Genomic DNA, 24,826 nt, shown 5'->3' with positions numbered 1-24,826 from the left:
GGATCTCGACAATCTCACTTTACCAAACGAAGCGGTGTTTTTCTATGTTGGCAAGATCCTTACTTAAACCGACTCCACCTTAACCCCAGCTTGGGGTCAACTCGATTTTGACTCTGCGAAAGTTGAGCTATTAAGAATAATTTATTAACATGTTTATGACTTCTGGAAATATCCTGTGTACAATGGGGTGTGATGGTGTGGTTACTTTCTTGTGCTATGATCATTAATTTATATATGAAAGATCACTAAGGGGGGAATAACTTGAAAAGAAGTGTGGAATTTAGAGGCTTCCATGCAAATTGTAAGGCTAGATTGGTAAAACATACTACACCACAAGCAAAAACTGTTGTCGTCATTAATAAATATAGAGTAAAGCTTAAAGTTACAAACAAATTACCGATATTAGCGAAAAATACTATTTTGTTTATTGAGACAAAGAGGCAAGTGGGCACTGCTTCTAGAAAAAAACGCCAACGGCTTAAAGAATTAAATGAAGCATGGTATGACATGATAAAATCTAACCGGTAACTGGTAGGGAAATTATACTTTTTGATTAGTGGCATTTGGTGGAGTTGTTGAATTTTGAAAAGAAGTCTATTTATATAAAGGAGACGGTACTGTATTGCAGAGAACATCTAATTTGGATCTACTATTCTCCTTGGAGTGGCGATAAAAATTAACGGGGAATAAATCTGCAATAACCACTAATAAACTGAATTCAGCAGCAATCTATTAAAAACATCCATAATTAATAGTTCTCTAAGAATATATAGGGTTACTCAGGATGGAGATCAATGATGGTTTATTTAAGCTTAGTTGCTGCTAAGCTTTGTGAGTACCTTTTATTTCACTAACTAATACCCTCGAATTAACTTTCTGAGTAATTAAATTGCTCGGAAAGTCTCGAGTTCATTACTGATAAAAAAGTCACTTTAATTCGATTTGATGCATTTGATCTCTGTATATAGTGTGGATGAAATCCAACACGACTTCAGGGGATTGCCTATAAACTCTAAGCCGATTAACGTCTAATCAATAGTTGGAAATGAACATTGGTTTCTTGGATTTTCCGGGACACCTGAATGATCTTCACTCGCTCATTCCTGGGAATGCGATACCACTTAGTACGCTAATTAATGACCACACGCTACTTCCATACTATCGACCTTACATTACGCCTGAACGGTATAATAATGTTACAAAGGATATGATTTTTGGGAATGGGCAGTCAATTTATATGAAAATGGGGTTAGCTGCAAGTAGTGTAAAGCAATTATATTATCTGAGATATTGCCCTGCATGTATCGAAGAAGATCGTATTAAATATGGTGCAGCGTATTGGCATAGATATCATCAGATTACTGGGGTCAACGTATGCTCTGTTCATAATTGTTATCTGCAAACTTCACATGTTTCTTACGCACAACGACGAAATAAGCATGAGTTTGTTATGCTTGAGTCTGTCTTAAATAGTAGGTCGCATCGATTTGACTACAGTGAGAACGATTTGGAATTATTGATAGCACAACAATCGGAAGCTTTATTAAAGATGAATTATCAAGCTATAAATGCAGTAGCAATAAGAAAAGTATACTTTGGGAGGATGAGTCAAATGGGGTTGCTCACTGCCAAGGGACATATAAGGTTTCAAGATTTACTACCTAAATTTGAGTCCTTGTGTGGAGCTATCTATCTTAAAGAGCAAGGGTGTTCTATAGACAAAAATAGTCAGTACACTTGGTTACATAAGATGCTCCGAAAGCCAAGGCATGGTGTACATCCTTTAAGGCATATCTTGCTTCAACTTTATTTGGGGATAGAAGTAAAAGAGATATTACAAGAAAAGTACGTCAGCGCTGAACTCCCATTTGGTGAAGGCCCCTGGCCTTGTCTAAACAGGGGATCTGAACACTTCGAGGAACGTACAATTCCAACTGCACGTATAACAAGAGATTATGAATCAGGGAATCCAGTAGGGACCTTCAGTTGTGGTTGTGGTTTTGTTTACTCAAGACGAGGTCCAGATATAAAAAATGAAGATCTTTATCGAATCGGAAGGATTAAGCACTTTGGGCCAAAATGGACTGAAAAGTTAATCGAATTAAACGACAATAAAAATCTTGGCTTACGTGAGAGAGCGAGGCAGCTTGGTGTCGATGCAGGTACAGTCAAAAGACAAACGAACTTACTAAAGCCAGGTAAGAAAGTAGAAGTTCGAGAAATCTCGAAACTAGATAAAGTATATTCATTAAAGATACATAATAATAAAAAAATAGTTACTAACATACGAGTCCGGGTTGATTGGAGAAAAAGGGATGAATTTTTAGCTGAAGAAGTTAGTCGAGTTGCTACTGAAATTAAAAAATCAGGAAAAATAAAAGTATCCCGTAATGAAATTGGAAGAATATTGAAGTGTTCAACAATGATTCGAACTAAACTAGACAAATTGCCCCTAACAAAAGAAAAGTTGAAGGAAGTGACATATAAGGAGTAAATGCAGGTTTTTGACCTATTCTAGAATTTATTAAAATGTGGTTATTTTATCACAATTTGTCGTTATTTCCATGGTATAATTATCCTATAAAAAAGCACATACAGTATAGGGGAGTATATTATGACAAATGAATGCGCATCCTTCTTTCTGAGCGATGATCCTGCAAATAAGGATGAGTTCGAGTCTCATGAGAGAGTGGCAGATGCAATATATAAATTAATAAAAAACGAAGAAAACAGTAAAACTATTGCTCTAACTGGCAAATGGGGGAGCGGGAAATCAACTATTGTTTCTATTATAAATGATAAAGTGTCAGCCGAAGAATCAAATATTAAAATTATGGAGTTCGATGCTTGGGAACATGAGGGGAACTCTCTAAGAAGAAGCTTCCTTGAATCACTAATGAATAACTTAGAAAAGACTAAATGGAGTAAGGCAGAGCAATGGATCTCAACAAGAAATCGTATTTCTAGGAAACTAAAAGAAACAGAAACCAAGTCTTTGCCTACATTGACTAAAGAGGGTAGAAATTTCATTATTGCTACTGCTCTTTCTACAATAGGAATAATGGGATTAAACAAACTTTCTTTTGTTACTCAGAATCGACTCGGATTAACATGGCAGGTCATTCCATATATAAGCCCAAATCTTGTGCCATATTTAGTAGCCTTACTCGTTTTGTTTGGATTAAGTCCGATTTTACTTTTTTTTATATACCTAATTAAACCTAAAGATAAAAATAACAAGCTTAATATTTTATCCCTGTTTTTAAACAAGGTTGAAACAGTGACTAAAACTGAGACATTCGAAAATCCAGAACCAACATCTATTGAGTTCCAAATTGAATTTAATAAAATTCTAGGAACCGTATTATCTAAATATCCAAAAAGAAAGTTAGTATTGGTTATCGATAATTTAGATAGATTGTCTGCAGATGATTTATTAAAAACATGGTCAACGATGCGTACTTTTCTTGATGCAACTACTAAAGAAGATTGGAAGAATAGATTTTGGTTAGTCTTACCGTTTGATAAAATTGCACTTGAAAATACTTTACATAAAAATTCCGATAATGCGTTAAAATCAAAGCCACAATTATTAGTTAATTCATTGATAGATAAAACTGTACAAATTAAATTCGATGTTCCCCCACCGGCTCTTTCGAAATGGAAAAACTATATGGCAAAGCTTTTACAAAACGAGGTTCTGCCTAATCACAAAAACACAGATGATTTTCATGATGTTTACCAAGTTTTCTTGCTTTATTTCGTTAAAGAAAGTGGAGATGAAGTAATAACTCCAAGAAAGATAAAATTATTTTTGAATCAAATAGCAGTTATACATAGGATTTGGGAAGACACTATACCATTGGCGGATCAAGCCTTTTATGTTGCAATGGGCCTTTTAGATATCGATGTGTATATAGAGTTGCTTAAAGAAGAAAAGATGTCGGTCTTATATCGATACTCATATTTATTAAGTAATGAATTTTTTAACAACATGGCTGCATTATACTTAAATGTTGGAAAAGAGGATGCATTACAAATTATTATGGGTCCAAGGATAACTACTGCTCTTCTAATGGGGGAAAGAGAAGAATTAAAACAATTGATAGGGACTCATGGTTTTTATGATGTGTTAGAAAGAGTAGTCCTTGAAGAACAGGAGAGTTTTGTTAAGGATTCTGCCTCACTTGTAAAAGCAGCTTATGCATTGTCGGATATTCCAGAAGGTAGCGAAAATTTAAAAGGAAATAATAAAGTTTGGAGAACTCTTATCGCTGGGGTTAATAAAAAAACAGATTGGCACATAGCAAGTAAACGTGCAGGGATAGGTTATGCTGAATTATTAAAGAGAGCAAATATAGAGGTGAAGAAGAATATGTTGTCTCAAATTAACGCAATTGAGGATTTTGATAATTCTTCAGTAGACGAATGGTTACAGGGAATTAGCTATGTGATTAGTTATTTGGAGAATAATGATTATTTGGATTTAATTCGTTCTATACCTAATCCGGCTAATGAAACCTCAATATTTGAATTCGTAGGGGCTTTAAAAGATATTAATTTATTAAATACGGTGAAATTATTATCTTCTTACTCCATTGACCCGTTAAAAGTAAAGCATGAACTAAGTAGCAGGATAAGTAATGGTAAGGCAACTTTTAAAGAAGAAATAGTGTTGGATAGCTTGTATTCAATTTCATTGTTGTCTCCTGATAATGAAATAATTCGGGATATCAACAATAGGATTTTGCAGCTAGGTACCAGTGTTCAAAGCCCAGATGAATTAAATACACTGTTATCACTCCACCTAGCTGTATTGAGAATCATGTCATACCCGAACGATATAATAGAAGAGACGAGATTGAATTTAGATTCATATTTATTTAACTTCTATTCTTATTCTAACCAGCATGCGCTTTATGAACTTTCAGGGACGATACTTTGTTCAATCTTTATTAGTAATCCAACTTTATCACTAAGGCAGCACATAGGGAACTCATCAAACGGTATAAATTTGATTCAAAATTTAATTGAATATCCTTATCAATATATAGCTATAGTTGAAGCTATGGTTGAAGAATTTAAAAATAATGTTGATATTGAAATCATTTTTTCACGACAAAAAATTGAAGGTTATTCTTCGCAGTTGGCTGAAATAATTCTTAATGAGGTATTAAAGGATAGAGAATTTTGCCACAAGAATTTAAATTATAATATTATAGTAAAGTATTATCATCTAATGGATAAGGTTTCGATTGATGAGATTCACGATATATTACTACAATTTCTAAGTCAGGATGAGTTTATTAATACACTAATCAATTCTGATTTTATAGCTGAGAATGTTGGACTTTATCGAAAAGTGATTTTAATAATTGAAGGAAATAGTAGAAAGATTGTATTGAACTGGATTACTACTAATCTAAAGAAACTTAGTAAAGAATTCTGGGAAAGAGCTTTTACAGAAAAAAATAGTTTTTATAATTTTTTCATTGAGTTTGTTGATTTATTCTCCAACTTCGCTTTAGGCGTTGACTATGCTGATTTGCTATATATGCTAGTCATAGACAAATTAGATGAATATAAAGATGACATTATTAAATTGTTCTCTGTTGTTGATAATTCTCACAAAGAAAGCATTATCCTTAAAATAAGAAGTCACATCAACCAGACAGATAATTCTGTAAAAGATATTCTGAATTTGCTCTCGGTAGTAATCTTTGAACATGTGACCGAAATGTCAAAGGATTACATTAATGAGCTAATAAATGTTGGGTTTACGAAAATACTTCAGCGTAAAGATATAGAAGAGATAGTACAAATGGCGAATTTATTTAAAATGAAGCCTGAACTTCGTAAGCAGGGAGATCCGGGAATATGGAATACATTTGTTGATCGTGTTAAGAGTTATCGAGACAGTAATGATGAAAATAAGTTATTACAAGAAGCATACGGGGAGGTTCTTTCAAACGCGAAAAGAGTGAGTAATCGTAAAAATATTCTACCATCAACTTAGGTTGAAGAACTATTGCCAGAAACGCTCAACTTTAACTTCACAACTTTAATGTCACTGATAATTTCGAGCCAGCATCACTTCACAACTTTAATGTAATTCGAATATTTTTGAAAATAAGAAAACCCCTTGATACATAAGGGATTTTCACTTCACAACTTTAATGTCATTGAACATCTGGTGAAATAAAAGTTGTGAACCAGTAAAAAAAGTCACGAACCAGTAAAGAAAGTCGTGAACTAGTAAAAAAACTTGTGAACCGCTAGTCATTTCCGATGTGTTCTTTGACATTAAAGTTGGTGTCTAGATACATGTTGGTGCTTTTACAAAATAGTTGGTTCCTGAAGCTCGATTAGTAATAACTAAACATCAACTGAAGTGGTCCCGATGATCTAGAATCATGCGGGACCACTTTTTTTTGGTGGGGGAAGTATGGATTCAATTTGTCGAGTGGTGAAAGAAAATAAAGTATTAGACTTAAGATGCATCATTAAGCGAACGGGCAGGATAGCACAATAATTTCGCGAATATTCTACACATGGAGTTATTTACAAAGTTCGTAAATAAGATGTTATATGAAATCAGCGCTTTAAGAGATAAAACAAAATTGAAGATCTACTTGGAATAGGTGGTGTTTTATCTGTATGACTATATAATGATTTATTCCGAGCAATACAGGACAACAATTAAAACCAATGAAATCGAACAATTCTTAAGTCAATCACTTGGTCTCACTAAAGTTGATAGATTAAGATTTTCATAAGAAATATGTGGAGAACTGATTAGAATAACTGGATTGATAGCTAACTTAAATGGAAGCTATGCATTTGATACACTTGATGGAATTGAAGAGATTAATTTAATAGAAATCGATCTTCCAGTAAGAACGAATAAAGAAATAGAGGATACAATCTTACAAATTACTAATGAAATAGCTAAAGAATATAACTGGATAATTGATTTGAGAGAATGATTTATTGTGGGTAAATTCGAGAAGGCGCTGACATCATATAACACCGTATTCACGCTGCAGGCCATTCGGCCCTTGGTCTGCAAGAGGTTTGTCGTGGAAGTGTAATCAGCAGACAACCCTGCACTGGCTAAGTCCGTCGGACCCGGGGCTTACGCCCCTTAAGCCAGTGAGGGTTCGAGAATACCAGAACGTTAGGCGAAATTCTAGAAAATCGGTGAAAAACATGAGATCAATAAGAGATTTAGCTGGTTACTATTATTTGTGCTTAGCAATTGGGTTATGCAACAAGGAGGCAATAATTGAATGGGCAGATTCAATTATTGCTGATGACACTTACCCTTATGAATTAATAGAAGTATCTCTTTCTAGGGAAAGAACATTAAATGAAGTTCTAAGTATTCTTAAAGAGATTTATGGGAAATACGACATAGACGCACCGTTATCTAAGTTACTTGGTTTGTTAGTAATAAAACTTGAAACTGGAAAAATAACAGAAGATAAATTTTTTGGTTATATTTCTAGTCTCCTTTTACAAGGAAGTGCTTTTACAATAAGTGAAGAAGTACTCCACATGCTAGATCGATTAGATGATAGTTATTATTTAGCTTTTCAAGGGATATACGGAAGTGTTGAACAAATTAGAAATGAAGCAATAAATGACCTAGGGAAATATAAAGATTGTGTGAGTTTATACGAAGAAGCCTATAACTCCGCTAACACCTTATTCACGCTGCGAGCCTAACGGCCCTTGGTCTGCAGATGGTTTTCGAGGAAGCGGAATCAGCAGACAACCCTGCACAGGCTAAGTCCGTCGGACCCAGCAGCTGACGCTGCCTTAAGCCAGTGAGGGTTCGTGAATACCAGAACGTTAGGCGAAATTCATCTAAAATTATAAAGGATGAACTAAGAATGCAAATTACATTCTATAAATATGAAGTAACATTAGGGAAGAAAACATATAGAATCTTAAGTCCGACAATTACATTTCCTAATTTATATGTCATTAGTACAGATGTTAAGGGAGCAATAATTCTTGGTGATGAGAGTTGTTTGGTTAACCTTTCGAAAGTTTTGTAAATTGTGGCTAATCAGAAAGATTGTATTTTTTTTATTGGGTCGAGTAAAAATCCATTAACTGAATACTTATTAAGTCGATGGTCAAACAAACCAAAAGCAAATGATCTAATTTTGTTAAATCATTCAATTCAATTAAATATGAATGAATGGAAGAAAATTAGAAGGGTAGTATTAAAAACAAAGGAAAGAAAACAAGGAAATTTTGAACTAACCAATGAAGTTGAAGAAGATCGAAACTTAAGTAGGTACTGGTATCGTGAACATAAAGATTATCTTGATATTAAAGAACAATATGATTCTTTGTTCTTAGTTGGGAGTAAAGAGGTATTTATTAATATTTCCTTTGATGCATTATCAGTTTGCGATGAAGGAAGGGATTTATTCTCACGGTTTCCTGGTTATCATGCACATGAGCATATTGATTATTACGCAAGAAAGGAATACACGAAGAACTTCAAACATGATGGATGGTCTTTATGTCTTGATTTTTATGATTGCGAACTCTGGGAGAGATGAACATCGCCTAACAATATATTCACGCTGCGGGCCTTTCGGCCCTGGGTCAGCCAGTAGATAATTCGGGGAAGTGGAAGCAGGCAGACAACTCTACGGGTTCGTGAATACGACAACGTTATCAGAAATGATTGCCAGACAATGACTAAAGATATATTTACTCTGAAGTAAGGAGAGAAGCACATATGGGAAAGAAGAAAAAATCTTTACCGAAAAATTTTGATGAAATAATTAAAGCAGGCGAAATATCAGCATTAAAAGAGGTGTTTACCCAATGTGAATTGGATGCCCGTGGCGGTTACAGTAAATCCACAGCCTTAAGCTTTTTCAAAATACCGAATGAATTGGTTCGCTGGCTCGTGGAACAGGGTGCTGATATAAATGCTAGAGACAATTACGGGAAAACGCCTTTGCACAGTCATACAATAAGTTGGTGCGGTAATACTGAATTGCTGCTTGATTTGGGTGCAGATATAGAAGCCATTGATTATCAAAACGAGACACCTTTATTTGCTTCCGCAGGTTCATTTAAACCAAAAGCGGTTCAAACGTTGGTTACTAAAGGCGCAAATATCAATGCAGAAAATAAGATGAAACAGACTCCATTAATAAAAGCTTTGGCATGTTGCAGAAACGCGGATATTGTCAATATGGCGGAAGTTGCTGATATTTTACTTAACGCTGAAACAACAGTAACGCCGGAAATGAAAGACTCTATTAAGCGAATCGGAAACGACTTTGAATTTCACAGAGAGGGCTTTAATAAAGAATATTTGAATCAAACCGATGTGGCACTTTCACGTCTATATGAGCTATTTGATGTTCCTCCAGTAGAGAAGCGAAAGACGCATGACGATGCCTCTTCAATTACAGTAACAGCAAAGGGCTGGCAGGCGCAACATAATGAACTCTGGAATTTACTCATTCCTTCAAACGGACATGCGAAAACCGTACAGGGTGAGGTTATCCGTATTACAGGTAAAGTGTCATACGAAATTTTAGATAATGGCGGTATCAACTGGGATAATCAATATCGTAAAATGCTCAATACTTTGATACAATACTTTAGCTTGAACACACCATTAAATGCTGCTGCATTTCAAGAGGCAGTAACATTAGCGAAAGAACTTCACAACGGAAATGGTAGTGATGAACCTGCGAGACTGTGCGAATTAGCAGTGCATTGGGTACTAAGCAATCCGAATCCTATTACTCTGGAACAGCCTGACTATAAACGATAACTTATGTTCGATTTATTCAACGTATATAATAAGCATTTTCTGCGCAAAATACATTCCCTTTTTCTAAGCACTTTCTAGCTAAGAATAGGGGATAATTTTATAGTTCAATACAACAAGAAATGTAAAGATGGTAAAATCTGAAATACATAGTTAGTTTGTGTTCCTTGCTAGGTTACACTAATGAAAAATGAAAAATGAAAAATGAAAAATGAAAAATGAAAAATGAAAAATGAAAAATGAAAAATGAAAAATGAAAAATGAAAAATGAAAAATGAAAAATGAAAAATGAAATATGAAACATGGAAATTAGAAAAGGGTAAATAATTTAAGAGCCGACTCTAAGTTTGGTTTTGATCATAGGGATTGCGGCGCATTCGGAGTAGAATTAAATCTAAAAATGTAAAGAACGAAGAGAAATGAAGTAATTAATGAAGTGAGTTGTAGAGTAACTCGAAGAAGGCAATCACATCTGATAACACCATATTCACGCTTCGGGGCTGTCGCCCCTTGGTCTGCCCGAGGGATTTCGAGGAAGTGGAATCAGGCAGACAACCCTGCGAGGCTAAGTCTTCGACCCAGTCGCTAACGCGCCTTTAAGCCTCTCGGGTTCGTGAATACAACAACGTTATATGCAATCGAGAGAAACAATATAAGAGAACTAATTAGCCATTACCATTTATTAGGGGTAGTGGTATATTTGTATAAAGCCTGATAGAGCAAATTATGGGAATAATAGATAGTCGAATATGATCCAGAGTATAGATAATTAATATGAAAGGACAGAAGAGATGAGGAAAACGAACAAGATTTTAAATCATTAAAGACGATAAACATGCTAAAGTCCGAATCTCTATAAAGATGACAAGACTAAAAAGAATGGAAACATTTAATAAGATAACTCGAAGGAGTCTCGACAGCATATAACATTACATTTACGCTGCGGACCGGCATAGCCGCCCCTTGGTCCCGGAAGTTAAGAAGCAAGGAAGCATATGCCGGGACACACCGACTACGTCGGCGTCGTAAATGCGGGAACGTTATAAGAAATTGGCGCAAAACACAAAAAAACAAATAGTTAACATCAAATTTCTTTTTTAGGGATGTGTATGTATGAATGATCAAGAATTCGCAAAGAGAATCTATGGATCTATTGTTCTAGAAAATATCGAAATTTATAAAGATGTATTTCAGAAAACTGAAATTACAGCTAACACAAATACATACTGGATAAATGCATTGAATTTATTTAAATAATTATCTGAGGATGATAGACAAACATTTTTTAAGATTATTGAACAGATACAAATAGATACAATCTCAAATCTTTTAGGAATAATTGATGGAGTAGTATTATTTCATGAAAAACAAACAGATATTGAACTCTATATTAATAAAGAAAAGGTAAGTGGTGATCTACAAGATTACTTCTTAGGACACATTGAAGACATAAGTAAATAAACTACATATAGACATTAATTGTTAGTAATACGAAGAAGGCGCCAACATCTTATAACACAGTATTCACGCTGCGGGCCATTCGGCCCTTGGTCTGCAGAGGGATTTCGAGGAAGTGAGTCAGCAGACAACCCTGCACTGGCTAAGTCCGACGGACCCGGGGCTAACGCCCCTTAAGCCAGAGAGGGTTCGTGAATACAACAACGTTATATGAAATTACAGTAAACTAAATCAAAATATGCTGAGGTGAATTCTATGCAGCAATGGGAACTTCTAATAAATATTATGCAAGACAAAGATGAGAATGATGCTATAAGAGATGATGCAATTATTGATCTTTATAAATTTAATAATGAATGTGTTATAAAGGCTTTGATAAAGGAATCGTTAGATGAAAACAATAATGATATGTTAAGAGCGAGCTGTGGAGAAACATTAGGACAAATTTGGATAGAAAATGACAATATTGACTTTGAAACATTAATAAAATTAAAGGGCAATACATTAGATGAAGTAATAGGCCAAATCAAACATAATAGAGAAGATTGGTATAAACATTATTTGAGCATAATCAATGAAGACTGTAACTTCATATAACAATATATTCACTCTGCGGGCCATACGGCCCTGGGTCTGCCAGTAGATAATTCGGAGAAGTGGAAACAGGCAGACAACCCTACGGGTTCGTGAATACGGGAACGTTAGATGAAAGGGCTGAAAAAATGGAAGAAAATAAAACATTCTCAAAATCATCATTATTAAGATATAGATTTCTAAGTTCAATTCATATCATATTAGGATATGTAATAATGATGGGAAGCCTTTACTATAGTGGTGTTAAGTTTATTATTCCTGTCTTTATTGGTGCTTGTATCGGTTCATTAATAGGTACATTTATTAGAAAACCTGTTAGAAGAAATAGTCGCTCGAGGATGATTCCAACACTATCTTTAACAATACTCACTATTTTGATTTGTGCGATCGTTTTTATGAGAAGTACAGAAGATACAAGTATTAAAGTTATTGTTTCAATATTAATAGTTTTAAGCATTGTTGTATCTCACATCATCGAAAATAAGTTAGTAGACAAATTGTGGAATGATAATACAACTAGAATGTAAATCGAGGGAGTCAGCCCCATCATCTAACACCATATTCACGCATCGGGACGATTCCATCGCCCCTCGGTCCGGCAGGAGTCAGATGCATTTCGATGAGGCATTTCAGCATACGAGGAAGCAGAATCAGCCGGACACATCCGCACCACCTAACCGCGTCGCGGCCGCCACTTCGTGGCTTAAGGTGGTGGGACGTCGTGAATACAATAACGTTATAGGAAATCAGCGCAAATAATAAATAATAAAATCAGAGAGGAGACTTAAAATTAATAAAATCAGAACTCTAAAAATCATATATAATTTGTTCGCTTTACCAGTTGGTTTTGGTATGTTTTATGCATTAGTTGTTATTGCTTTTAATACTGGGGATGGCATGTTTAGTAACCATAATGAGCCTCTCGCTTCATTCGCTGCGTTTATTGCGATTATCGGAATATTAATCTATTTAAGTATTGGTTTTTTATTATATAAATCTTTTAGATTCATGATAACTACACTTTTGATAATTGTAGCGTCTACAATTTTGTCATTGCCAATAATTGAGATCTCAACAAAAATACATGATTCTTACAGAAATTTTTTTGCTGAGCATAATACGGATAATTATGTTTCAAAATTACAAAGTGAGTTCATAAACAACAAGTCTCCATTTAAATTTGATTTTGAGGAAAGTAACAAAGAAACCTTGTATTATGGTGATTTAAATCGTCTTCAGTTTGAAAAAATCGACGAAAATACAACTTTGTCGACAGACGAAATCGATGAACTGTTGTTAAGTTTACCAGTTAATAAAAAGGGCTTTAGAGTTGAATTTGTATTTGGAAAGTATTATCCAGAGTATAAGATGAAGATATCAGGAATTGCTATATTCCTAGACCAGAATAAAAATCCTACAGGTTGTTCAAATGGTGTTGGCACTGATTATTCTTTATGCGAAAAGTATGATGATTCAAAATAATTATTGTGGAGTATTTCAATGATGGCACTGACATCCTATAACAACGTATTCACGCTGCGTGCCATGCGGCCCTTGGTCTGCAGAGGCATTTCGGAGAAGCGGAGTCAGCAGACAACCCTGCACTGGCTAAGTCCGTCGGACCCGGGGCTGGCGCCTTAAGACAGTGAGGGTTCGTAATTACAACAACGTTATGTGCAATTCCTACAGACCATATAACTTACAATGATATTTACTCTCGCTTAAGTGTATATCCATGAGCTGAAAGGACAAAAAATAATGAAAACACTATTTGAATTAGTAGATGAGGTAACTGATGAAAGTTCTTTTTTGAATTTCATTAATGAACTAAGAAAGGATAGAGAAAAAGAAGAAGAAGAGTGGGAGAACTCAACAATAGAAACTTTCCTAGAAGCTGCGTTTGAATGGGGAACGGTATCAGTAAAAGGACTTCAATATTATGAAAAACCCGAAAACCCATGGAAGAGATGTGCTCAAATAATTTATATGGGAAAGATCTATGAATAACTATTAAAACTAGAATAGAACTTCTAAGAACGGATTGAACGTATTTCAAAGGTGGCAGGAACAGCACATAACATTAATGTGTTGTTCTGAACATTAATGTATTGTTTTGAGTAATAAAATTGCATAAATGTATTTTTCTGAAAAAGCTTAAGAGTAATCAAAGAGTGTAGAACAGTAATACAAACAGATAGAGCCGTCCTGAAATCCCAGGACGGCTCTATCTGTTTGTATAGATGGGGAGAGATGAATGAATGCAATTGGATATAAAGTAAAATATATTCATTTATAGCATAAATCAAATCAGGTGACTTTTGATGATATAATTGGAATCTCACAAGGTAGACTTAGTGAAATTGAGCAAGGGAAGACTAAACCTTCAGCTGAAACTTTAAACGAACTAAGGAAGAAGTTTGGTACGGATCTAAAATGGTTATTCGAAGAAGATATTTAATTTCGTTAGACAGAAAATAAAGTAATAGACTAACGCAGCTTGAGTAAGCGAACGGGCAGGATAGTTTAATCTATCTCCCGAATAACTAGGCATTAGCGAATTAACGGAGTTCGCAAATTACTAATTGGGAAATTGTATAAGCACATTTGAAGGGAATTTATCCATAAATTCCGCAAATAGTTGGAAAAGATAATTGTATGAAAGGATTATAAAATTTGATCGGGGTGGATGGTTTGGTTTATTTTAGTGGAAATGATTTTGAAGATTCGGCGTATAGCATGATGTCTAAAGCGAGAGAACGATGGACTTTCGCTCAAACTGTGGGAATCAGTAGACAAACAACGATTGATGAATGTTTTGCATGTGCTGAATTCTCATTTCGTGCTTTGTTATATCACTATGAAGTCAAAATACCAAAGGAACATAATCTTGGTAAAGTAGCCCAAGAATTTAAAGTGCAGTTAACACCAATTTATGGAATTATAGAGCTGTATTTTGATACATTTGCAAACATGTTTGGATGGAGGAATTTTGGATACACCCATAGAGACGCACCGCCTCGTGTTAACTTGCCGGAACTAAAGGATGAATATGTTGTAGCTTCGCTTGAATGCGCTAAAGTATTTTATGAATTAGCGTCTCGAACAATCGTTTAATGAAAGACTATACATATACAATGGGTTCCGCTAAAGGGCAGCTTATTTTAAGATCATACTCGGTGAACTGTATCACAAGTTGTGGTAAAGCGGAAAGTTGAGTTGAGAGTAAAAGCAGCAATGTTAAAAATTGCAGATTGTTGTTTAAGTTACGGGAGTCGACACACATTGAATGCTACGTGAGGATTGAAAGGCTGGAAGATTGATGAATAAAGGGATGCAGGCGATTCGCAAAGCTAATAATTTAGAGCGATCCTAATAAAAGATGAGGTATATGTGATGCCAAAAAACGATAATATGCTGGCAATCCTGTGGATGCTGAATTCGGGCGTTAAAATGACCGCAAAACAAATATCCGAAAAGTTAGAAATAAATATAAGGACAGTCTATCGGTATATTGATGCGCTAGGTGCCAGTGGAGTGCCTATAATATCCGACACTGGTCATAATGGTGGCTATAGCTTGCTGAATAATTTTATCAGAGCACCTCTGCTATTTGATATTGAAGAAAAAAAAGCACTTCTTCATGCTGCTGTTTTTGCAAAAGGAGCCGGATACCCTTTGAGTGAGGCATTAGGTAATGCGACATCCAAATTGAAAATGTATTCGAATCAGGAACAGGAAAGTGTTCTCAGCCATTATTTAGCCGGATTTGAAGTTATAAACCGTATGGGAGACCCTTCTATGCAGCCAGTATTGGCGGAATTGGAGCAAGCTGTAGCAAACGAATTCTCTGTAGAAATTGATTATCGCACACGCCGTGATGATCAACCCAAGACTAGGGTGATAGATCCCTATGGAATGGTTTACTGGAACAATAAATGGTATATTGTTGCATTTTGCCACCTGAGGAATGAGATCCGCAGCTTTCGGGTAGAACGGATTCTACAAATCAAGCGTACTCAAAACATATTTAAGCGTTCCGAAGCTTTTTCGGCCCGGGAATTTTTTGTGCGTAATCTATTACCTGATTTAGTCGGCAAGGATGGGTTAATTGCTTTAATTATCGAAGGTAGGTCAGAGGCGTTGGATGACTTATGCCTGCATTGGTTTTTGGGGCATCATCTGAAAGAGCGTACATCAAATCAAGCAATCTTTTTACTTGAGGAAAAATCAATTCATACCTATGTTCCTAATTTTCTCTTATCCTACGGGAAATCCATTCAAGTAATCGAACCACAGAGTTTGAAGGAAAAACTTGTTGGTGTTGTGTCGGAGTTAATGGAATATTATCAACTTTAATAGCTTCACTGACAGCGGATGTCAGTGAAGTCATTTTATAATGATCATAATCAATGATTACCGATGGATGCTTGGTATCATTTGATGAATTGTAAAATAAGGAGAACTTGCAAATGAATAAAACGGTATATCTTTATGTGTTTGACACAATGGCAGACTGGGAAATAGGCTACTTAACAGCCGAACTGAACTCGGGAAGATATTATAAAAAGGGGCTGGCCCCCTCAAAAATAATTACCGTGGGAATTGATAAGACTCCTGTAACTACAATGGGCGGACTTACAATACTACCTGACATCAAATTGGATGAGTGCAGCATTGAAAGATCAGATCTATTGATTTTACCCGGTGGAGATACATGGACAGAAACCATTCACCAACCCATCTTAACAATCGTAGAGAGGTGTTTAAGGGAAGGTATATGGGTTGCAGCGATTTGTGGTGCTACAATGGGACTTGCCCAGACAGGATTGCTGAATTCACGTGGACATACAAGCAATGATCTGGAATACCTTAAAATGATCTGTCCTACTTACACGGGCGAAAAGTATTACAAAATGGAGTCTGCTGTAACTGATGGAAAACTGATCACTGCATCTGGAATAGCTCCGTTGGAATTTTCTGTGAGCATCTTGAAAGCTTTGGATGTGTTTTCTCCAAAAACATTAGACGCCTGGTATAGCCTTAATAAGACTAGTGATTCTAAATATTACTATGAGTTGATGAATTCAATACAATGAAGGTATGCGGAATTAGATAAATGCCTGAAGAACCGTTCATCTTTCTAGCGTGTATGTAAATAATACATATGGAGGTAATTAAGTTTGAGTACTCACTACTATTTCAGTTGGTTTAATAATTTTTTTCCAGAGAAGCTGGTCCATTGTTTGCATGAGGATATACAAGACAGAAAATCGCTTGTTATGATTAGCGCTGATCCATCTGGTTATACAGATGAGCAAATTAAGATTGATGATGTTTCTGAATGTACATGGTTAAATCAGGCTAATATTATTTTTGATGAATATCATTTCATTGATTACCGCATGCAGAAGGAAGATGCCCGGCGATTAATTCAAAACGCTTCTGTCATTTTTTTATGCGGTGGATATCCTGTTTTGCAGAACGATTTTTTGGCGGATTATGAATTATCGGATGTTATTAAGAACAATAATGCCGTTATAATGGGTGCCAGCGCCGGTGCGATAAATATGGCTGCAAAATGGTTGTGCTTGAAAAACACTGACAATGAAGTTGAAACAAGTACCATTTATAATGGTATTGGCTTTGATCATTTTGCCTATGAATCTCATTCTAAACGCGATTACGCTACGTTTGTTCAAGGCTACCTGTTCCCCTTGTCTGAAGAGATTGATGTTTATGCGGCAGAACAGGAGAGTGCAATGCGTGTAAAGGACGGGAAAATAGAAATAATGGGTCCTGTATATTTAATTTCCCACTCAAAGATTCAGAAATTGGTTGAGACGCTCTAATTTAGGCTTACAGCGAATCATCTCAGGTTTTGTTATGAACTTAAGTGAGTTGTGGAGCTTGTATGAGGCTGATAAACGCATTTAAGGGTTCAGTCCAAAAACATTAAATTGGGGACAGACGGGAATAAATCTGTAAATATTCTTTTAAATCCAGGATTCGGATAATCTGCAGGCGTGACCCCATTATTCTAAGTTATAATTTTTCGATTTCATGTACATACTTTTATGGGAAATGATTGGATTTGGTAATAAACAGTATTATTTTATCAAATCAATGGTATACTAAAATATTATGCTCTTTAATACAACTAATAGTCACAAATCTAGTTATAAAGAAAGGTAACACTATGATAAAAGTTGATAACTTATCCTTCGCATTTCCGCAAAAAGAACTATATAAAAACATTTCATTTACGCTTGAAGAGGGGCAACATTGCGCTTTTATAGGAACCAGTGGCAGTGGGAAAAGTACACTGATCGATATACTGATGGACCCCGAAAGATATTTGTTTGATGGCAGGTTAGAGATGGACCCCACTTGCACAATTGGGTATGTAAGTCAGTTCTCACAACCAGACAAAACTAAAGAAACCACTGTTTTCGAATATATAGGCGAAGAATTTATAAAGATTCAAAATGAAATACAATCGATTTGCACTGAAATGGAAACATCATCGGATATTGAATCATTACTTGAAAAGTATCAATTAGCTTTAGATGCATTTGATGCAATGGATGGCGATGATTTTGAAAGCAACATTAATAAGAAGCTGAATCTAGCAAACCTCATGAAGCGAAAAGATGTTAGGGTATCCGACCTGAGTGGTGGGGAATTCAAACTTATTCAAGTGATGAAGGAAATGCTTAGTAGTCCAGACTTAATGATTATGGACGAACCCGATGTATTTCTAGACTTTGAAAACCTGAATGCGCTTAAAAATCTTATTAATTCTCACAAAGGAATACTGTTAGTTGTTACGCACAACCGATATCTATTGAATCATTGTTTCAACAAAATGTTGCACCTGGAGAACATGGAGCTCCAAGAGTTTGATGGGCGGTATATTGATTATAACTTCTCATTACTTCAGACTAAAATTGAATTACAAGAACTCGCAATCGCTGAACATGAAGAAATTGAGAGAAACGAGATCGTAATCACTAATCTTAGAGCTGTCGCAACTTATAATTCAGAAGCCTCTAGAGGAAGAGCATTAAAAGCTCGAGTTAAATTTCAAGAAAGATTGGAAACGCGTAGAATTAAAGCGCCATTTGTAGATATTAAGCAACCGATTATCAGTTTTGGTATGGATCATGAATTGGAAGACAGCATTGTTTTAAATGTCAGTAATTATGGTGTTGCCTTTGATGAGTTGCTTTTGGAAAATGTTAACTTTGAGATAAAATCTACTGATAAAGTAGCTCTTATCGGGGCAAACGGCACTGGAAAAACGACGTTACTCCGAGAAATCTTTAAAAACAATCATGATGCAATTGAATTCAATGCTGATGCTAAAGTGGCTTATTTATCTCAGCTTCAAGGCGAAATGCTAAAGGATTCTAATACAATCCTAGAAGAATTCATCGATGCTGGGCTTGAAACTTATGATGAGATTAGATCATATCTTGCAAACTATGGCTTTGAAGGAGAAATCGTTAATCAAAAGATAGAATTGTTATCAGGTGGAGAAAAAAACATGCTTCAATTGGCTAAAGTTTCTGCCAGCAAAGCAAATCTATTGCTTCTTGATGAACCGACAAGCCATTTAGACACCTATACACAAATAGCACTGGAGAAAGCCATTGAAGACTATAAAGGTGCGATTCTCATGATTTCTCATGATTTCTATTCTGTGGTAAATGGTATGGATTATGTGTTAATCATTGACGATAAGACGATTAGAAAAATGAGTATACGTAAATTTAGAAAGATGATTTATGCTAGTCATTTTGATAGAGACTATTTAGAAACGGAACAAAAGAAAAAAGCAGTTGAAACGAAAATAGAATTGGCTTTAAAAAATACTGATTTTGTACTTGCAAAAGTATTTGTTGATGAGCTAGAAGAGCTGATTAAGTTGCTGTAAAGTTCAACGATGAAATAAGTTGTTGGTGAAAAAGGTTCAACAAAAAAGACACTGATGGATAGGATCTCAGTGTCTTTTTACTGTCTCTATGATGACGGTGAAATCAACTAACAACGTATTCACGCTACAGTTCTTGGTCTGCAGAGACTTTTCAAAGAAAATGTATTTTACCCGGGTGATATTGACTGTTTATTTTTACCCGGGTATAATTAGCGAGGTATTCAGAAGAGGAGGTACAGCATGAGAAGTGACCTAACGCGCTTTTACTGTACGGCATTTTTGGGTGTAAGAGTCGTCGCCAGTGGTTCGTTACAGCACGTTGTTTCTACAGTGAAGGATACTCTGGATGACAGAGACCTCACACAGTTGCTTATATTTGACGATTCCACGGGGAAGCAAATAGATGTTGATTTTCAAGGGAAGACAGATGACGTGTCCGGTACGGAAGTGAATCACCAACCTGCACGGCGGGTCGGTCGCCCTAAGCTGGGGGTTGTATCCGGTGAGGTAACGTTATTGCCACGGCATTGGGAATGGCTCAAGAGTCAACCTGGAGGGGCGTCGGTAACATTACGAAAACTCGTTGATGAGGCTCGCCATGCTGGAGGGAAACAGAGCAAGATACGAGAGTCACAAGAAGCAACATATCACTTTATGACAGCGATGGCCGGGAACTTCAATCAATACGAAGAAGCTTTGCGGGAATTATATGCTGGTGATTTGGATCGTTTTTACCACTTCATTGAGGACTGGGCGCCTGATATTAGAAACCATATTAAAAGCTTAGCAGCTAATTCATTCCCTGGAGCTGAATTAAAAGGAGGAGAGTAAGATTATGAACATTCTGAAAGTCAACGGCGTTGATTTGGCCTATGACAGTTTCGGTAACGAAAATGACGAGGCTATTATTCTAATCGCCGGGCTTGGAACCCAGATGATCCGCTGGAGAGATCTGTTTTGTCGGATATTAGCAGCGCGGGGTTTTCGCGTGATCCGCTTTGACAATCGCGACGCAGGTTGCTCGACACACTTTAACCATTTTCAGGGGCTGGATTTTGACGCACTGGCTACTGCTCTTATGTCGGGACAGCGACCGGATATCCCTTACACTCTCGATGACATTTCCAACGACGCTATCGGACTGCTCGACGCTCTTTCAATTGACCAGGCACATTTCGTAGGCAGGTCGATGGGCGGAATGATCGCGCAGATTGCAGCCATTGAGTACCCTGAACGGGTTTTATCGCTTACCTCCATTATGTCCAGTTCCGGTAATCCAGCCCTTCCGCAAACTTCCCCGGATGTTATGGCTATGATGACTAAACCGGCGCCGAACCCATTTGAGGATGAAGCAGGATTTTTGGCGCACAGCCTCTCTTTTGCCAAACGCATCGCCGGCACCGGCTATCCGTTTGAAGAGGACGCTTATCGGGCACTTATTCTGGAGGAAGTCCAGCGAGCCTACGATCCAGGCAGTGTCGGGCGACAAATTGCTGCTATCGCTGTCTCAGGTGACCGTCGTCCACGGCTGGCGACCATAAAAGTACCCGTACTTGTCATCCATGGGGTAGACGATCCCCTGTTCGTCCCGGCGTGTGGGGAGGATACGGCTTCTGCCATCTCAGGCGCCGAGCTAATGTTGGTTGACGGCATGGGACATGACCTGCCGCACCAACTGTACGAAGTAACCGCTGATGGTATAGAGCGAACGGCTCGTCGTAATTGACGCACGCTTCAGGCAATATGGTTCAATAAAAAACACCAACCAGCATATATAAGTGATATCTGTTCGAAATTGACGAGGAGGATATCATGATATCTATGTTACCAAATGAACAATATTTCGGTAAATTAGAACTGGTTTATTCATTTTATGGGGCTATGCCAACAGGCGTTAGTACTTCAGAAACTGGGCGTTTTTTCATTTGCTTTCCGAAGTGGGGAGACGATGTTAAATTTACGGTGGCGGAAATTGTTGAGGATAAATTGCAACCTTATCCAAGTATAGAAACTAATTTGGTAAACCCATGGAATATCACGATGTCTTTCATCAGTGTCCAAAGTGTATTTGCTGATGGAAGGGGAACACTTTGGGTATTAGATACAGCAGCACCAAATTTCTCTGCTCCTATTAAAGGGGGGGGGCGAAATTAGTAGCAGTGGATTTAAATACAAACACAATAAGGAAAGTATATACGTTTACAGAAGATGTTGTCCTGCCAACCACTTATCTTAATGATGTCCGGTTTGATTTTTGTGTTGGTACAGCAGGTTTTGCATATATAACAGATTCATCTTCCACAGGACCAGGAGCAATTATTGTTGTGGATTTAGAAAATGGAAATGCATTTAGGCGTTTAAATGGCGCCTATTCAACTTCACCCGCCCCCTTTTTCCTACCGAAAGTAGAGGGTGGAATTTTGATGAATCGAACATCTGTACTCGATCTCAACAGAAGATATAAGAGACAGAACCGTACCGGATATGGAGTTACATAATCATGTGAAATATTGGGGAGAAAAAGGTGCATCCGACGGAATGATTACCGATGCAAAGGGAATCGTTTATGCTGGAGACTATGAAAACAACAGCATTCGAAAGATATTCCCGAATGGCATAATGGAGACTATAGCACATGATCCGAGAATTTTATGGCCGGACACTTATCATGTCCTTCATTCCCCATGGGATGAGTAATTGACTTGAATAATCGGATCCTTGGCTAGAAAGTTATTCACCTGTTAGGATGATGTGTTCTTTGGCATCTACCGCTTGCCGGATCTTCCGCAGATGCTGGAAGCTGGCGACTGCAATCAAAACAGCCCCGAAAGCCGTGATGCCGCCGACTAATCCAAACACCGGAATAGGTGAGTCTACTCCATACAGCCCCAGCAGACCGGCTCCCAGCATAGGACCGAAAGTGGTCCCGATCTTAACAAACTCCGAGCAGCCGAAATATAACCCTTTGCTATGATCGGGGGACAACTCATCCACCAAGGCATCGAACCGTGCGCCGATCAGCAGTTCCCCCAAACTGAACACCGTGATGAACAGCAGTGGCATTAACGGGGAAACGGGCAAGACAAAGAACAGAAAGCTTATGGCAATCAGCAGATTGCTGGTGAGGACTACGTTAAACGGATTCCATCTGGAGATCCAGCGGAGTACGGCAAATTGCGCAGCCAGAATAACAATCGCATTGAGCGACAGGATCACAGAGTATATCCGGGCGCCGTCTGCCAAGGTGGAAGTAGTGGCTAAATATTGCGATACGGTCCCGTTCAGCTGTGAGTACCCGAAGAAAGAGAAGCTCATTCCGGCCAGCAGGAGAAGAAATATATAGTCTTTGCGGATTGTGCCAAGATTCTTGAGACTGCGTATATTCCGGGATGGAACAGAAGCGTTGATTTGACTTGCTTGCCCTTGCCGGAAGAAGAACTGTGTGGAGGCTCCATATAGAATATAGAGCGTGCCGAGAAGGACATAAGGAAAGAGCGTCAGCTTCATATTGAACAACAGACTTAACAGCGGGCCGAGAAAACAACCCAGGTTAATCGCCGTATACCGCAGGTTGAAGACGAGTAGCCGGTTCTCCGGGAGTGTTTCTGAGGAGAGTACTTTTTTACTAGCAGGCTCGAAGATGGAGTAGCATAATCCGTTAAGGCCGTTAAGCAGCAGGAAGGCTGGGAAGCTGTCTGCATAATAGAAGAGAATGAACACGACGCCCCAGACGACGGGGACAACGGCGATGATTTTGTGCAGGGGAAGCCGATCCGCAAGCGCCCCGCCGAAGCCGCTGAAGGCTACATTTACAAGCGGATTGATACTGAGAACACAGCCGGCCAGAAAGATGGGGATTTGCTTTTGACTCGTTAGAAAGATGGCTAAATAGGGGACGCTCATAAAAAGTGCAGTTCTCGTGAAAAAAGTTCCGGCCAAAATGTTCCATACTCTTCTGTTTAATTTTCGCGATATTTGAAAGCCCATGGTCATTCTTCCCCCGCAAATTATATTTTTATTTGTGCCGAGTTTAGCATACAATGAAAAATAGATCTGAAAATTGTGCTGTATACTCACACGGCAGAGCGGTGGTGAAGTAAATGTTTCTGGGCCCTACGATCAAGCAGATCCGTACATCCAAAGGAATCAACCAATCTATTCTGGCGGACGGAATTATGAGCCGCTCTAACTTGTCACGTTTTGAGGGTGGTAAATACTATCCCGGATATGACAAACTGATTCTGCTGCTGGACAAGCTGGAATTGTCCCTTGAAGAGCTGCTATTCCTGCATAATGACTATGCACAGCCGGTGAAACGGACGCTTCATTTAAGTCTGGTGGAAGCGGCGAACCGTTATGAATTCGATAAGGTGCGAGCTTTCAGTTATGAATGCCGTTCCCTGTACCGGGCGACGCAGACGGAGGCTTATTATCATTTGTATCTGCTGGGCCAGGGATACCTGATCCGGTATCAACGGGAAGACGAAATCAGGCATCTGAGTGAAATAGCAGGTGAGATCAAGCCGTATCTGCTGGGTGTAGACAAATGGTATCTGTATGAGTTCAAACTGCTGAATAATTTTCTGTTCACGCTGAACAGCAGTGACGCGATCTTTTTTGGACTCAGAGCGGCGAATGAATTTGATAAATACCATGACTTTGCCGAGAGCCGGACCATCCAGCAGCATTTGATGAAGAATATCTCGACCATTTGTATGAAGGAGCATAACTATGAGCAAAGCCTGTTCTTTCTTAAGAAAGCCCTGCCATTAGCGGATAAAACAAATTTGCTGTACGATAAAATTGAGACCTTAGTGTACTATGAGGTCACGCTGCTCTGTCTGAAGCACAAAGAGAGTTCGGCTGAATTAATGAGCTATCTGAACATTCTCCGGCAGCTTGAGTTTATGGACAGCTATGAAGCATTGCAGCAGGTGTGCCGGAGGCATCTGCCGGATGTTGTTCACTAAAGATCTGAGCCATATCCCACAAAAAACAGGCGCCGCCCATAACCGGGAGGCACC

22 protein-coding genes and 1 pseudogene are annotated in these 24,826 nt (G+C 37.6%); 22 read left to right on the top strand and 1 reads right to left on the bottom strand.

What is annotated here, in order from left to right; all coding sequences use genetic code 11:
- Positions 1-261: 261 nt before the first annotated feature.
- The 21 genes and pseudogenes from GJB61_RS28595 to GJB61_RS28495 all read left to right on the top strand — a co-directional run.
- Positions 262-528, top strand: a complete 267-nt coding sequence (locus GJB61_RS28595; RefSeq protein WP_154122441.1) for a hypothetical protein — start codon at positions 262-264, stop codon at positions 526-528.
- Between the two features lie 517 nt (positions 529-1,045).
- On the top strand, positions 1,046-2,494 hold the full coding sequence (locus GJB61_RS28590) for a TnsD family Tn7-like transposition protein (protein WP_154122440.1): 1,449 nt from the start codon (positions 1,046-1,048) through the stop codon (positions 2,492-2,494).
- A 120-nt stretch (positions 2,495-2,614) separates the two neighbouring features.
- Positions 2,615-6,016, top strand: a complete 3,402-nt coding sequence (locus GJB61_RS28585; protein ID WP_154122439.1) for a P-loop NTPase fold protein — start codon at positions 2,615-2,617, stop codon at positions 6,014-6,016.
- A gap of 793 nt (positions 6,017-6,809) precedes the next feature.
- A complete protein-coding gene (locus GJB61_RS28580) occupies positions 6,810-6,986 on the top strand; it encodes a hypothetical protein (RefSeq protein ID WP_154122438.1) in 177 nt (58 codons plus the stop codon).
- A gap of 223 nt (positions 6,987-7,209) precedes the next feature.
- Positions 7,210-7,728 carry a hypothetical protein gene (locus GJB61_RS28575; RefSeq protein WP_154122437.1) on the top strand — a complete coding sequence of 173 codons (519 nt, stop codon included), beginning with the start codon at positions 7,210-7,212 and terminating at the stop codon, positions 7,726-7,728.
- Positions 7,729-8,066: 338 nt separating this feature from the next.
- Complete coding sequence (locus GJB61_RS28570; protein WP_154122436.1) at positions 8,067-8,579, top strand: hypothetical protein; 513 nt, start codon at positions 8,067-8,069, stop codon at positions 8,577-8,579.
- A gap of 182 nt (positions 8,580-8,761) precedes the next feature.
- Complete coding sequence (locus GJB61_RS28565) at positions 8,762-9,817, top strand: ankyrin repeat domain-containing protein (RefSeq protein ID WP_154122435.1); 1,056 nt, start codon at positions 8,762-8,764, stop codon at positions 9,815-9,817.
- A gap of 1,710 nt (positions 9,818-11,527) precedes the next feature.
- Positions 11,528-11,869: a hypothetical protein gene (locus GJB61_RS28560; RefSeq protein ID WP_154122434.1), complete on the top strand. Its 342-nt coding sequence runs from the start codon at positions 11,528-11,530 to the stop codon at positions 11,867-11,869.
- An 89-nt stretch (positions 11,870-11,958) separates the two neighbouring features.
- The gene (locus tag GJB61_RS28555; protein WP_195724509.1) at positions 11,959-12,393 is read left to right on the top strand and encodes a hypothetical protein; all 435 of its coding nucleotides are present in this window, start codon (positions 11,959-11,961) and stop codon (positions 12,391-12,393) included.
- Between the two features lie 298 nt (positions 12,394-12,691).
- A complete protein-coding gene (locus tag GJB61_RS28550) occupies positions 12,692-13,348 on the top strand; it encodes a hypothetical protein (protein WP_195724508.1) in 657 nt (218 codons plus the stop codon).
- A gap of 18 nt (positions 13,349-13,366) precedes the next feature.
- Positions 13,367-13,507, top strand: a complete 141-nt coding sequence (locus tag GJB61_RS28545) for a hypothetical protein (protein ID WP_154122431.1) — start codon at positions 13,367-13,369, stop codon at positions 13,505-13,507.
- A gap of 117 nt (positions 13,508-13,624) precedes the next feature.
- Complete coding sequence (locus GJB61_RS28540) at positions 13,625-13,873, top strand: DUF7660 family protein (protein WP_154122430.1); 249 nt, start codon at positions 13,625-13,627, stop codon at positions 13,871-13,873.
- A gap of 304 nt (positions 13,874-14,177) precedes the next feature.
- The gene (locus GJB61_RS32645; RefSeq protein WP_154122429.1) at positions 14,178-14,324 is read left to right on the top strand and encodes a helix-turn-helix domain-containing protein; all 147 of its coding nucleotides are present in this window, start codon (positions 14,178-14,180) and stop codon (positions 14,322-14,324) included.
- Positions 14,325-14,539: 215 nt separating this feature from the next.
- Positions 14,540-14,980 carry a hypothetical protein gene (locus tag GJB61_RS28530; RefSeq protein ID WP_154122428.1) on the top strand — a complete coding sequence of 147 codons (441 nt, stop codon included), beginning with the start codon at positions 14,540-14,542 and terminating at the stop codon, positions 14,978-14,980.
- A gap of 279 nt (positions 14,981-15,259) precedes the next feature.
- Positions 15,260-16,222, top strand: a complete 963-nt coding sequence (locus tag GJB61_RS28525) for a helix-turn-helix transcriptional regulator (protein ID WP_154122427.1) — start codon at positions 15,260-15,262, stop codon at positions 16,220-16,222.
- A gap of 113 nt (positions 16,223-16,335) precedes the next feature.
- Positions 16,336-16,962, top strand: coding sequence for a type 1 glutamine amidotransferase family protein (locus GJB61_RS28520; protein ID WP_154122426.1), 627 nt, complete (start codon positions 16,336-16,338; stop codon positions 16,960-16,962).
- 84 nt (positions 16,963-17,046) lie between these two features.
- Complete coding sequence (locus GJB61_RS28515; protein ID WP_154122425.1) at positions 17,047-17,715, top strand: type 1 glutamine amidotransferase family protein; 669 nt, start codon at positions 17,047-17,049, stop codon at positions 17,713-17,715.
- A gap of 347 nt (positions 17,716-18,062) precedes the next feature.
- Entirely contained in the window at positions 18,063-19,802 is a 1,740-nt protein-coding gene (locus GJB61_RS28510) for an ABC-F family ATP-binding cassette domain-containing protein (RefSeq protein WP_154122424.1), read from the top strand.
- A gap of 240 nt (positions 19,803-20,042) precedes the next feature.
- On the top strand, positions 20,043-20,633 hold the full coding sequence (locus GJB61_RS28505) for a DUF2239 family protein (protein ID WP_154122423.1): 591 nt from the start codon (positions 20,043-20,045) through the stop codon (positions 20,631-20,633).
- 4 nt (positions 20,634-20,637) lie between these two features.
- The gene (locus GJB61_RS28500; protein ID WP_154122422.1) at positions 20,638-21,528 is read left to right on the top strand and encodes an alpha/beta fold hydrolase; all 891 of its coding nucleotides are present in this window, start codon (positions 20,638-20,640) and stop codon (positions 21,526-21,528) included.
- 86 nt (positions 21,529-21,614) lie between these two features.
- Positions 21,615-22,475, top strand: a pseudogene (locus tag GJB61_RS28495) (L-dopachrome tautomerase-related protein); the annotation flags it as partial.
- Positions 22,476-22,532: 57 nt separating this feature from the next.
- On the opposite strand, the gene GJB61_RS28490 reads toward GJB61_RS28495, so the two are convergent.
- Positions 22,533-23,789, bottom strand: coding sequence for an MFS transporter (locus tag GJB61_RS28490; protein WP_267490854.1), 1,257 nt, complete (start codon positions 23,787-23,789; stop codon positions 22,533-22,535).
- A 113-nt stretch (positions 23,790-23,902) separates the two neighbouring features.
- On the opposite strand from GJB61_RS28490, the gene GJB61_RS28485 reads away from it, so the two are divergent.
- Positions 23,903-24,772 (top strand): helix-turn-helix domain-containing protein, encoded by an 870-nt coding sequence (locus tag GJB61_RS28485; RefSeq protein ID WP_154122420.1) that lies wholly within the window; start codon positions 23,903-23,905, stop codon positions 24,770-24,772.
- Positions 24,773-24,826: the final 54 nt, after the last annotated feature.

Source organism: Paenibacillus monticola, assembly GCF_009664975.1.
In the GTDB taxonomy this organism is placed as follows: domain Bacteria; phylum Bacillota; class Bacilli; order Paenibacillales; family Paenibacillaceae; genus Paenibacillus_AQ; species Paenibacillus_AQ monticola.
Note: the sequence above shows the minus strand (reverse complement) of the source record. Positions and strands in the feature narration are given on the sequence as shown.